The sequence below is a fragment of the Pseudomonas sp. 18173 genome, assembly GCF_050432945.1.
In the GTDB taxonomy this organism is placed as follows: domain Bacteria; phylum Pseudomonadota; class Gammaproteobacteria; order Pseudomonadales; family Pseudomonadaceae; genus Aquipseudomonas.
Genome location: NZ_JBKFTN010000001.1, coordinates 71754 through 83401, shown reverse-complemented (window position 1 = coordinate 83401; position 11648 = coordinate 71754). Strand labels below are relative to the sequence as shown.

The following is an 11648-nucleotide window of genomic DNA, read 5'->3' as shown; positions in this document are numbered from 1 at the left end:
TGCATTGGCTATAACGAGACGTACGGGATTCAGCTATCGAGTAAAAATAATTCTCATTCAGTTCAGGATGACCAGCGCCGGGAATTCCTGGAGCCGGGCCGAGGTGATGTGGGCCAGGGAGCGAACCACGTCCAGGGGCTGATCGAGGCGGTAGTTGCCGGTCACGGCGACGTCGGCCAGTTGTTCGTTGTTGTTGATGATCCAGCCCGGGTAGTAGCGGCGAAGTTCTGCCAGCACCTGGTTCAACGGGCAGTTTTCAAACACCAGTCGACCCTGGACCCACGCCAGGTCGGTGGCGGCATCCAGCCTGGTCGGGCGGTCGAAACCGTTGGGGCCGATGCGAATGCTTTCCCCGGCGGACAAGCGCACCCGCGCATCGTCACGAGTGGCCCGCAAGTCGACATCCCCGCGTTGCACCCGCACTTGCGCCACACCGTCGAGGTAACGCACGGCAAACGCGGTATCGCGAACGCTGGCGGTGACCGGGCCGGCGTCGATCTCCAGTGGTTGGCCGCGATTGGCCTGCACTTCGAAAAACGCTTCGCCCTGATACAGGCGGGCAACACGCTGCTGGTCGTTGATGGTGCTTGAGAACGCCGAATTGGTGTTGAGCAGGACCCGGGAACCGTCCTCCAGTTGCAGGCGCTGGCGCTCGCCGACCACGGTCAGGTGATCGGCCTGCAGGCGCATCGGCAAATTGCTGAAATTGAACAGGCCGAGCAGCAGCACGGCGGCGGTGGCCAGCGGTTTCCAGTGCGGACGCAGGCGGGCGAGGACCGTGACTTTCGCCGGCCGCGCGGACAGGCTTTGCGCGCATTGCGCCACTTGCGGACCGTCCCAGATCGCCTGGGCCTTGGCGAACGCCTGGGCATTCAACGGATCGGCGTCAAGCCATGCGTGGAATTGGCGGGTCTGCTCCTCGTCGGGACTGCCGAGCACGATCAGCCAGTCCAGGGCCTGGTCCATCGCGCTTGCGGGGTCCTGCGCCGGCGAAGGCTCAGGGGAGCGGTGGTTGTCCGTCACGGTGTTTCCTCGGCAGGGGCTTCTGGAGAGCAGTTTCAAGCGACAAGCGACAAGCTGCAAGCTCGGTTCGGCGTTTGCCTTGCCACTTATGGCTTGCCGCTGCCGTCATTGCGTTCGGCAACACCGATGCAGATCGACATGATCAACTTGAGTTCTTTCTGCACGGTACTGAGGGACACGTTCAGCTCGTCGGCGATTTCCTGGTAGCTGTGCCCGTGCAGGCGGCTGAGGATGAAAATCCGCTGTTGGCGGGCGCTGAGTTCACTGAGGCTCACGTTCAGGCGCTCCAGCAATTGTTCGGCATGGGCGGCGTCTTCGGCGCTGCTGGTGGGGGCGGCGACGCTGTGCATCACCTCCTGCGGCACGTCATCGACCATGGTGCGCGAATGGATGCGCCGCGCGCGCAAATGGTCCAGCGCCAGATTGCGCGCGGTCTGGAAGACAAAGGGCTCAAGATGATCGATGGCCCGTTCGCTCAAGGCGCGGGTCACCCGCAGGTAGGTTTCCTGCAGGAGGTCTTCAGCGGTGCTGTGATTGTTGACCATCCGCTCCAGCGTGCGCAGCAGGGAGGTACGCTGGGTGAGGAAAACGTGGTTGAAGCGCGACTGACTCACGGGAGAACCTGATCCATTTCGAGTGAATGATAATGCTTATCATCTACTCGAATGGTCAAGTACTGATTTACCCAGGTTCAGGCACGCCCCTGCAAATAGCTCGCGTAATCGGGTATTCGGTGGTCGTGCGCCTGATCCATCAGCGGACTGCTGATCAGGTAGTCGGCGCTGCATTCGTTGCAGGCCACCGGGATGTTCCACACGGCCGCGACCCGCAGCAACGCCTTGATATCCGGGTCGTGGGGTTGGGGTTCGAACGGGTCCCAGAAAAACACCAGCATATCGACCCGCTGCTCGGCGATTTGCGCACCGAGCTGTTGGTCGCCGCCCAGCGGCCCGCTGATCATGCTTTGCACCGGCAGGTCGAGGCGTTGTTGCAACAGCAACCCCGTGGTGCCGGTGGCAACCAGGTCATGCCGGGCCAGTTTGTCCTTTTGCCGTTCGGCCCAGTCCAGCAAGAACACCTTGCAGTGGTCATGGGCGACCAGGGCGATGCGCTTGCGCGCCGCCAGGGTCTTTTGCGTAAAGCTGATGCCGATCATCGATGATTGCTCCAGGAAATGACACGCAGCCTGTAGGAGCGAGCTTGCTCGCGATGGACTGTAGAACACCGCGGGGCATCAGGTTCCCCCGCGTTATCGTTCACGACCATCGCGAGCAAGCTCGCTCCTACAAGAAGGAAGGGGCGTGCCGATTATTCGGCGTTGCACAGCGCCAGGCAGTTATCGAGCATGCGGTTGGAGAAACCCCACTCGTTGTCATACCACGCCAGTACCTTGAGCAACTTGCCGCTGGACTTGGTGTGGTTGGCGTCGAAGATCGACGACAGCGGGTTGTGGTTGAAGTCGCTGGAGACCAGCGGCAGGGTGTTGTAGCCAAGGATCTTCGAGTGCTGGCTGGCTTCTTTCATCAGCGCATTGACCTCATCGGCCGAGGCTTCGCGCTTGAGCTGCACCGTCAGGTCCACCAGCGACACGTTGATCACCGGCACACGCACCGACATCCCGGTCAATTTGCCCGCCAGTTCCGGCAGCACCAGGCCGACGGCTTCGGCGGCACCGGTCTTGCTCGGGATCATGTTCTGGGTGGCCGAACGGGCGCGGTACGGATCGACGTGATAGACGTCGGTCAGGTGCTGGTCGTTGGTGTAGGCGTGAATGGTGGTCATTAGGCCGCTTTCGATGCCCAGCTCGCGGTGCAGCACCTGGGCCACCGGGGCCAGGCAGTTGGTGGTGCACGACGCGTTGGAGATGATCTGGTGCGACTGGCGCAGAATGTCGTGGTTGACCCCGTAGACGACGGTGGCGTCGGCGCCTTTGGCCGGTGCAGAGATAATGACTTTGCGCGCGCCCGCCGTAATATGCGCGGCGGCTTTGGCCCGGTCGGTGAACAGACCGGTGCATTCGAACACCACATCAATCTTTTCCGCGGCCCAGGGCAGGTCGGCCGGGTTACGGATGGCGCTGACCGAAATGCGGTCGCCGTTGACCGTCAGGCTCTCCTGGTCGTGCTGGACATCGGCATCGAATGTGCCGTGAACGGTGTCGTACTTGAGCAGATGAGCGTTGATCGCGCTGTCGCCCAAATCGTTGATGGCGACAATCTGCAGATCCTGACGGTAGCCCTGGGTATAGAGTGCGCGCAGGACGTTACGGCCGATGCGGCCAAAACCATTGATTGCGATTCGAAGAGTCATAGTGCGGCGCTACCGTCGTTTTGTTGTTGGAATTACAAGATTATTCGCAAAAAAATAGAAAACAAGCCTTTTTAATGGCAATATTTTGTTCAATCTACAACGAGTGACCTGAATCAACTGGTCCGAATGGTCAACTAAACCGTCTGTCATCCCATCGACACCGGCCTTTGATCAGCATAGACAATCAGGTCGCCACATCCGTTAGCCTGGAGTTCTACACATGCATCCCCGCGTCCTTGAGGTCACTGAACGGCTTATCGCCCGCAGCCGCGCCACGCGTGAGGCCTACCTTGCATTGATCCGCGGTGCGGCCAGCGACGGTCCGATGCGCGGCAAGCTGCAATGCGCCAACTTCGCCCATGGCGTGGCCGGTTGCGGCAGCGATGACAAGAACAGCCTGCGGATGATGAACTCCGCGAACATCGCGATAGTTTCGTCATATAACGACATGCTCTCGGCGCACCAGCCGTACGAAGTCTTCCCGGAGATGATCAAAAAGGCCCTGCGCGAAATCGGCTCTGTCGGCCAGTTCGCCGGTGGCACGCCGGCCATGTGCGATGGCGTGACCCAGGGCGAACCGGGCATGGAGCTGAGCCTGCCGAGTCGCGAAGTGATCGCGTTGTCCACGGCCGTAGCGCTGTCCCACAACATGTTCGACGGCGCGCTGCTGCTCGGCATCTGCGACAAGATCGTGCCGGGCCTGATGATGGGCGCGCTGCGCTTCGGCCATCTGCCGATGATCTTCGTGCCGGGCGGGCCGATGGTGTCGGGCATTTCCAACAAGCAGAAAGCCGATGTGCGGCAGAAATACGCCGAAGGCAAGGCGACCCGCGAAGAGCTGCTGGAATCGGAAATGAAGTCCTACCACAGCCCTGGCACCTGCACCTTCTACGGCACCGCCAACACCAACCAGTTGCTGATGGAAGTCATGGGCCTGCACCTGCCGGGCGCGTCCTTCGTCAACCCGAACACGCCGTTGCGCGATGCCTTGACCCGCGAGGCCGCGCATCAGGTCACGCGCCTGACCAAGCAGAAGGGCGACTTCATGCCGATCGGCGAGATCGTCGACGAGCGTTCGCTGGTCAACTCCATCGTGGCACTGCACGCCACGGGCGGCTCGACCAACCACACCCTGCACATGCCGGCCATCGCGATGGCGGCGGGCATCCAATTGACCTGGCAGGACATGGCCGACCTCTCCGAAGTCGTGCCGACCCTGAGCCACGTCTACCCGAACGGCAAGGCCGACATCAACCACTTCCAGGCCGCGGGCGGCATGTCGTTCCTGATCCGTGAACTGCTGGAAGCCGGGTTGCTCCACGAAAACGTCAATACCGTGATGGGCCACGGCCTGAGCCGCTACACCCAGGAACCGTTCCTCGACAACGGCAAGCTGGTGTGGCGCGAAGGCGTGACCGACAGCCTCGATGAAAGCATCCTGCGTCCGGTTGCCCGCGCATTTTCACCGGAAGGTGGCCTGCGGGTGATGGAAGGCAACCTCGGTCGCGGGGTGATGAAAGTCTCGGCCGTCGCCGTGGAAAACCAGATCGTCGAAGCGCCAGCCATGGTGTTCCAGGATCAGCAGGACCTGGCCGATGCCTTCAAGGCCGGTTTGCTGGAGAAGGATTTTGTCGCGGTGATGCGCTTCCAGGGCCCGCGCTCCAACGGTATGCCGGAGCTGCACAAGATGACGCCGTTCCTCGGTGTATTGCAGGATCGTGGCTTCAAGGTGGCGCTGGTGACCGACGGGCGCATGTCCGGCGCGTCGGGGAAAATCCCGGCGGCCATTCATGTCAGCCCCGAAGCCTATGTAGGCGGCGCTTTGGCGCGGGTGCAAGAGGGCGATATCATCCGCGTCGATGGCGTCAAAGGCACCCTGGAGCTTAAGGTGGACGCCGACGAATTCGCAGCGCGCACGCCGGCCAAGGGCCTGTTGGGCAACAACATCGGCACCGGTCGCGAACTGTTTGGTTTCATGCGCATGGCCTTCAGCTCGGCGGAGCAGGGCGCCAGCGCCTTCACTTCTGCCCTGGAGACGCTTAATTGAAACTGGCTTTGGTCGGTGACATCGGTGGGACCAACGCACGTTTCGCGTTGTGGAAAAACCAGCAACTGGAATCGGTCCAGGTGCTGGCGACGGCAGATTTCCCCAGCCCCGAAGAGGCCATCAGCCTCTATCTGGATGGCCTGGGGCTGGCGCCGGGGGCGATCGGTTCGGTGTGCCTGTCGGTGGCAGGTCCCGTCAGCGGCGATGAATTCAAATTCACCAACAATCACTGGCGCCTGAGCCGCAAGGGCTTTTGCCAGACCTTGCAGGTCGAGCAACTGTTGCTGGTCAATGACTTCTCGGCCATGGCCCTGGGCATGACCCGTTTGCAGCCCGGCGAATTCCGCGTGGTCTGCGAAGGCACGCCGGAGCCGTTGCGCCCGGCGGTGGTGATTGGCCCGGGCACTGGCCTTGGCGTCGGCACCTTGCTCGATTTGGGCGAGGGCCGGTTCGCCGCGTTGCCGGGGGAGGGCGGTCACGTCGACCTGCCGTTGAGCAGTCCGCGTGAAACCCAGCTCTGGCAGCACATCTTCAACGAGATCGGCCACGTCAGCGCTGAAACCGCGTTGAGCGGCGGCGGCTTGCCGCGCGTCTACCGGGCGATCTGCGCGGTGGACGGGCACACGCCCGTGCTCGACACACCGGAAGCCATCACCGCGGCCGGGCTGGCGGGCGACCCGATTGCCGTGGAAGTGCTGGAGCAGTTCTGCTGCTGGCTCGGTCGCGTGGCCGGCAACAACGTGCTGACCACCGGTGGACGCGCTGGCGTGTACATCGTGGGCGGGGTGATTCCACGTTTTGCCGACTTCTTCCTCCAGAGCGGTTTCGCCCGGTGCTTCGCCGACAAGGGTTGCATGAGCGACTACTTCAGGGGGATTCCGGTGTGGCTGGTGACGGCGCCGTATTCGGGGTTGGTTGGCGCCGGAGTAGCCTTGGAGCAATCCATCCCTGCTTGAATGCAATCAATCACTGTAGGAGCGAGCTTGCTCGCGATGGACTTCAGGGCGCCGTGTGCATCCAGAAACCACGCGTTATCGTTGACCTCCATCGCGAGCAAGCTCGCTCCTACAGTTGTTTCCGTGGTGTTTGTAAGTTGATCGCTTAAGGCATAATCCGCCCAATTCCAACAACAAGGACGCCTTCCCGTGAGCTCAGTCAACAAGTCGATTTTGTTGGTCGATGACGATCAAGAGATACGCGAGTTGCTGGACACCTACCTGACCCGTGCCGGTTTCCAGGTGCGTACCACGCCCGACGGCGCCGGTTTTCGCCAGGCGCTGAACGAGGCGCCGAGCGATCTGGTGATCCTTGATGTAATGCTGCCCGACGAAGACGGCTTCAGCCTGTGCCGCTGGATTCGCCAGCACCCACGCCAGGCGCAGGTGCCGATCATCATGCTCACCGCCAGTTCCGACGAGGCCGACCGCGTCATCGGCCTGGAACTGGGCGCCGACGATTATCTGGGCAAGCCTTTCAGCCCACGGGAGTTGCAGGCGCGGATCAAGGCGTTGCTGCGCCGCGCGCAGTTTGGTCAGGAACGTAACGGCGGCGAGGTGCTGGCCTTCGATGACTGGCGCCTGGACATGGTCAGCCATCGCTTGTTTCACATCGATGGCGAAGAGGTGATTCTCTCGGGCGCCGACTTCGCACTGCTGAAACTGTTCCTCGATCACCCGCAGGAAATCCTCGACCGGGACACCATCGGCAACGCCACCCGTGGACGCGACCTGATGCCCCTCGATCGCATCGTCGACATGGCGGTCAGTCGCTTGCGCCAGCGCCTGCGCGACACCGAAAAACCACCACGGCTGATTCGTACCGTGCGCGGCAGTGGCTACCAATTGGCAGCCAATGTGGTTGCCAGCAATGGTCACTGAGTTTCTGCGCAATCTCGCGGCCAGGGTGCCGGTGCCGCGTTCGCTGCTCGGGCGGATGTTGCTGCTGACCTTGCTGGCCGTGCTGTTCGCCCAGACATTGTCGAGCGTGATCTGGGTGTCGCAACTGCGCGCCACGCAGCTCGAGGGCCTGGTCACCAGCGCCCGTAGCCTGGCCCATTCGATGACGGCCAGTGTCAGTTATTTCCGTTCGTTGCCGGTGGCGTTTCGGCCCCTGGTGCTCGATCAGTTGCGCAGCATGGGCGGCACGCGGTTCGTGGTGACGCTCAACGACAAACCCCTGGGCATGGAAGTGCTGCCGGTCACGCCGCGCAAAGAGGCGGTGCTCAAAGCCGTGGACGAGGTGCTGCGCCAGTCCCTTGGCCAGGACACGGACATCTCGGTGACGTTTGTCAGCCCCGAAGACCTGCGGATTTTCAACGCGGGCCTGAAGCTCGATGAGCTGCCGCGTTCCTGGGCGCATTACGCGCTGACCCTTGAACCGGTAAACCCGCCGGTGCTGGTCACGCAAATCCAGATGGCTCCGGGCGAATGGCTGTACATCGCCTCGTTGTTGCCCGAGCCCTATACCAGTCTTGAAGAACAGGGCCTGCCGTCGCAACAGGTGTGGTTCATCGTGCTCACCAGCGGTTTTTTGCTGCTGTTCATTGGCCTGCTGGTGCACTGGCAGAGTCGTCCGCTGAAACGTCTGGCGCGGGCGGCGCGGGATTTGTCACTGGGCGCTGATGTCGAGCCGGTGGCCGAGGGCGGCGGCAGTGAAGTGGTCGAGGTCGGTCGTGCCTTCAACACCATGCGTGAGCGTATCAGCCGTTACCTGACCGAGCGCAGCCAGTTGTTCAGCGCGATTTCCCACGACCTGCGCACACCGATTACCCGTCTGCGGCTGCGGGTCGAATTGCTCGAAGACGAAACGCTGCAAGCCAAGTTCGGCCGTGATCTGGATGAGCTGGAACTGCTGGTCAAAGGCGCGCTGCAATGTGTGAAAGACACCGACATCCACGAAAACATCGAGCCGGTGGACCTCAACCATGTACTCGATTGCCTGGTTGAACCGTACCTGGCGCCCAACGGCAACGGCCGTGTGACCCAGCAGGGACGGGCGCTGGCGGCGTATCCGGGCAAGCCGCTGGCGCTCAAGCGCTGCATTGGCAACCTGATCGACAATGCCTTGAAGTACGGGCAGAACGCGCACTTGCACATCGATGACGATGAAAGTGCGTTCATCCTGCATGTCGATGATGAAGGGCCGGGCGTGCCCGAGCAGCGGCTGGAACAAGTGTTCGAGCCGCACTTCCGCCTGGCCGGGCAGCAGCAGGGTTATGGGTTGGGGCTGGGGATTGCCCGCAACATTGCCCACAGCCATGGCGGTGAGGTGAGTTTGCAGAACCTGCGCGAGGGCGGGTTGCGGGTGACTTTGCAGTTACCCCGCAGCGTTGATTAGCGATACCGCGTTATCGTTCTTCGCGAGCAGGCTCGCTCCCACAGGTTCAGTGAGATCCCTGTGGGAGCGGGCTTGCTCGCGAAGGCGTTAGAAGATTCAACACATCCCTCAAGGTAAATGTCACAGCTCGGTGACATAACCCATCCCCTTCGTTACAAGCCCGCCTTCGTCCGTTGTTTATGCTGCCCGGCAGTCATAACAACAAAAAAGGTACGTCATGGACACCTTCCAACCTGCCTTCAGCAGTTGGCTCAATGCTCCTGCCCATCAGCAATGGCTCGCCGCTGAAGGCTTGCGTTTGCTGGCGTTTGCCAAAGCGTCGAAGCTTGCGCAAGGCTTCGGCAACCTCGATGAAAAGGGCTGCCTCGCGGCCGACGCGCAAGCGCAAACCATGAACACAGCGCGCATGACCCACAGCTTCGCCATGGCTCATATCCAGGGGCTGCCGGGTTTTGCCGGGCTGGTCGATCACGGTGTCGCGGCACTGCGCGGGCCACTGCGCGATGCGCTTCACGGTGGCTGGTTCGCAACCGCCGAACATCGCGACGGCAACACCGGCAAGAATGCCTACCTGCATGCTTTCGTCGCACTGGCCGCGAGTTCCGCGGTAGTCGCGCAGCGTCCCGGTGCGCAGGCCTTGCTCGATGATGCCGTCGACATCATCGACACGTACTTCTGGAGCGAGGAGGAGGGCGCCTTGCGCGAATCCTTCAACCGCGACTGGAGCGAAGAGGAAGCCTATCGCGGCGCCAACAGCAACATGCACGCCACCGAGGCCTTTCTCGCCCTGGCCGATGTCACCGATGACAACCGTTGGCTGAGCCGTGCCCAACGGATTGTCGAGCGCGTGATCCATGGTCACGCCGCTGCCAACGATTACCTGGTGATCGAGCATTTCGATCGCACCTGGCAGCCGCTGCGCGACTACAACCGTGACAATCCGGCCGACGGTTTCCGCCCCTACGGCACCACCCCGGGTCACGGTTTCGAGTGGGCGCGGCTGTTGCTGCATCTCGAAGCTTCGCGGGTGAAAGCGGGGATGCTCACGCCGGGCTGGCTGCTCACCGACGCGCAAAAACTGTTCGAGAACAATTGCCGCCACGGCTGGGACGTCGATGGCGCGCCGGGGATTGTCTACACCCTGGACTGGGACAACCAGGCGGTGGTCCGCCATCGCCTGCACTGGACCCATTGCGAAGCCAGTGCCGCCGCCAGTGCATTACTCAAGCGCACCGGTGATGAGCAGTACGAACACTGGTACCGACTGTTCTGGGAATTTTGTGACAGTCATTTCATCGACCGCGAAGACGGCAGCTGGTATCACGAGCTCGATCCGCAAAACCGCCCGAGTGCCGATATCTGGCCCGGCAAACCCGATCTGTACCATGCCTGGCAGGCGGTGTTGATTCCTCGCCTGCCTTTATCGCCCAGTATGGCCACGGCCTTGGCGCACCTGTCCCAGAGCGCTCCTGTGTAACCATGTGGTGACATTCACGCATCCCTTCGTTACCTGCGAGGGGAGGCGTCCTGTTTAAACTCATTTGCAGCGCAAGCACCAGACTTGCATGCATAACAACAAGAAAGGTACATCTCAGATGAATGCGATTTCTCGCCTCGCTACTGTCATTTCTGTCGCCTCCCTGTTCCCGCTCGCCACCTTGCCGCTCAGTATTTGCGCTGCCGAATCCAAAGGTTCGGTGGAAGTCGTGCACTGGTGGACGTCCGGCGGTGAAAAGGCTGCCGTCGATGTACTCAAGGCCCAGGTTGAAAAAGACGGTTTCACCTGGAAAGACGGCGCCGTGGCCGGTGGTGGCGGTGCAACCGCCATGACCGTGCTGAAAAGCCGTGCCGTGGCCGGCAACCCGCCGGGCGTGGCCCAGATCAAAGGCCCGGATATCCAGGAGTGGGCCTCGACCGGCCTGCTCGACACGGACGTCCTGAAAGACGTTGCCAAAGAAGAGAAGTGGGACAGCCTGCTCGACAAGAAAGTCTCCGATACCGTGAAGTTCGAAGGTGATTACGTGGCCGTGCCGGTGAACATTCACCGCGTGAACTGGCTGTGGATCAACCCGGAAGTCTTCAAGAAAGCCGGTATCACCAAGAATCCGACCACGCTCGAAGAGTTCTACGCCGCGGGTGACAAGCTCAAGGCTGCGGGCTTCATTCCGCTGGCCCACGGTGGTCAGCCTTGGCAGGACAGCACCGTGTTCGAAGCCGTGGTGCTGTCGGTGATGGGCGTTGATGGCTACAAGAAAGCCCTGGTCGATCTGGACAACGCCGCCCTGACCGGCCCGGAAATGGTCAAGGCCCTGACCGAGCTGAAGAAAGTCGCGACCTACATGGACGCCGACGGCAAGGGCCAGGACTGGAACCTGGAAGCGGCCAAGGTCATCAATGGCAAGGCCGGCATGCAGATCATGGGTGACTGGGCCAAGTCCGAATGGACTGCCGCCAAGAAAGTCGCTGGCAAGGATTACGAGTGCGTAGCCTTCCCGGGCACCGACAAGGCCTTCACCTACAACATCGACTCGCTGGCCGTGTTCAAGCAGAAAGACAAGGGCACTGCTGCCGGTCAGCAGGACATCGCCAAGGTTGTGCTGGGCGAGAACTTCCAGAAGGTCTTCAGCATCAACAAAGGCTCGATCCCGGTGCGTAACGACATGCTGGCCGACATGGAAAAGCATGGTTTCGACGCCTGCGCCCAGACCGCTGCCAAAGACTTCCTGGCAGACGCCAAGTCTGGCGGCCTGCAACCGAGCATGGCGCACAACATGGCGACCACGCTGGCGGTACAGGGCGCGTTCTTTGACGTAGTGACCAACTACATCAACGACCCGAAAGCCGACCCGGCCGATGCAGCCAAAAAACTCGGTACGGCTATCAAGGCCGCCAAGTAAAGGTCAGCACCGCTCTCCGTTGTGGGAGCGGGCTT

10 protein-coding genes are annotated in these 11648 nt (G+C 61.6%); 6 read left to right on the top strand and 4 right to left on the bottom strand.

Going from position 1 to position 11648, the window contains the following annotated elements; all coding sequences use genetic code 11:
• Positions 1-57: 57 nt before the first annotated feature.
• The 4 genes from ACLD1X_RS00400 to gap all read right to left on the bottom strand — a co-directional run bounded on the left by ACLD1X_RS00400 (position 58) and on the right by gap (position 3333).
• Positions 58-1023 (bottom strand): FecR family protein, encoded by a 966-nt coding sequence (locus tag ACLD1X_RS00400; RefSeq protein WP_429365661.1) that lies wholly within the window; start codon positions 1021-1023, stop codon positions 58-60.
• Between the two features lie 86 nt (positions 1024-1109).
• Positions 1110-1637, bottom strand: a complete 528-nt coding sequence (locus ACLD1X_RS00395; RefSeq protein WP_429365660.1) for an RNA polymerase sigma factor — start codon at positions 1635-1637, stop codon at positions 1110-1112.
• Positions 1638-1714: 77 nt separating this feature from the next.
• Positions 1715-2179: a methylglyoxal synthase gene (locus ACLD1X_RS00390; RefSeq protein ID WP_429365659.1), complete on the bottom strand. Its 465-nt coding sequence runs from the start codon at positions 2177-2179 to the stop codon at positions 1715-1717.
• Between the two features lie 152 nt (positions 2180-2331).
• Positions 2332-3333: a type I glyceraldehyde-3-phosphate dehydrogenase gene (gap, locus tag ACLD1X_RS00385; protein WP_007974423.1), complete on the bottom strand. Its 1002-nt coding sequence runs from the start codon at positions 3331-3333 to the stop codon at positions 2332-2334.
• Positions 3334-3553: 220 nt separating this feature from the next.
• Here gap and edd point away from each other — a divergent pair, with 220 nt between their 5' ends.
• From edd to ACLD1X_RS00355, 6 genes are all read left to right on the top strand, one after another.
• Positions 3554-5380: a phosphogluconate dehydratase gene (gene edd, locus ACLD1X_RS00380; protein ID WP_429365658.1), complete on the top strand. Its 1827-nt coding sequence runs from the start codon at positions 3554-3556 to the stop codon at positions 5378-5380.
• Positions 5377-6336, top strand: coding sequence for a glucokinase (locus tag ACLD1X_RS00375; protein WP_429365657.1), 960 nt, complete (start codon positions 5377-5379; stop codon positions 6334-6336). Before edd ends, ACLD1X_RS00375 begins: the two co-directional genes overlap by 4 nt.
• A gap of 189 nt (positions 6337-6525) precedes the next feature.
• Entirely contained in the window at positions 6526-7257 is a 732-nt protein-coding gene (locus ACLD1X_RS00370) for a response regulator (RefSeq protein ID WP_007996002.1), read from the top strand.
• Positions 7247-8716: an ATP-binding protein gene (locus tag ACLD1X_RS00365; RefSeq protein WP_429365656.1), complete on the top strand. Its 1470-nt coding sequence runs from the start codon at positions 7247-7249 to the stop codon at positions 8714-8716. The genes ACLD1X_RS00370 and ACLD1X_RS00365 overlap by 11 nt, the downstream gene beginning before the upstream one ends.
• A 217-nt stretch (positions 8717-8933) precedes the next feature.
• Complete coding sequence (locus ACLD1X_RS00360; RefSeq protein WP_429365655.1) at positions 8934-10193, top strand: AGE family epimerase/isomerase; 1260 nt, start codon at positions 8934-8936, stop codon at positions 10191-10193.
• A gap of 118 nt (positions 10194-10311) precedes the next feature.
• Positions 10312-11613, top strand: coding sequence for an ABC transporter substrate-binding protein (locus ACLD1X_RS00355; RefSeq protein ID WP_429365654.1), 1302 nt, complete (start codon positions 10312-10314; stop codon positions 11611-11613).
• The last annotated feature ends 35 nt before the right edge of the window (positions 11614-11648 follow it).

Coding starts and splice junctions, on each gene's coding strand:
- ACLD1X_RS00390 (WP_429365659.1), bottom strand. CDS start 2,179: ATGATCGGCATCAGCTTTACGCAAAAGACCCTGGCGGCGCGCAAGCGC.
- gap (WP_007974423.1), bottom strand. CDS start 3,333: ATGACTCTTCGAATCGCAATCAATGGTTTTGGCCGCATCGGCCGTAAC.
- edd (WP_429365658.1), top strand. CDS start 3,554: ATGCATCCCCGCGTCCTTGAGGTCACTGAACGGCTTATCGCCCGCAGC.
- ACLD1X_RS00365 (WP_429365656.1), top strand. CDS start 7,247: ATGGTCACTGAGTTTCTGCGCAATCTCGCGGCCAGGGTGCCGGTGCCG.
- ACLD1X_RS00360 (WP_429365655.1), top strand. CDS start 8,934: ATGGACACCTTCCAACCTGCCTTCAGCAGTTGGCTCAATGCTCCTGCC.
- ACLD1X_RS00355 (WP_429365654.1), top strand. CDS start 10,312: ATGAATGCGATTTCTCGCCTCGCTACTGTCATTTCTGTCGCCTCCCTG.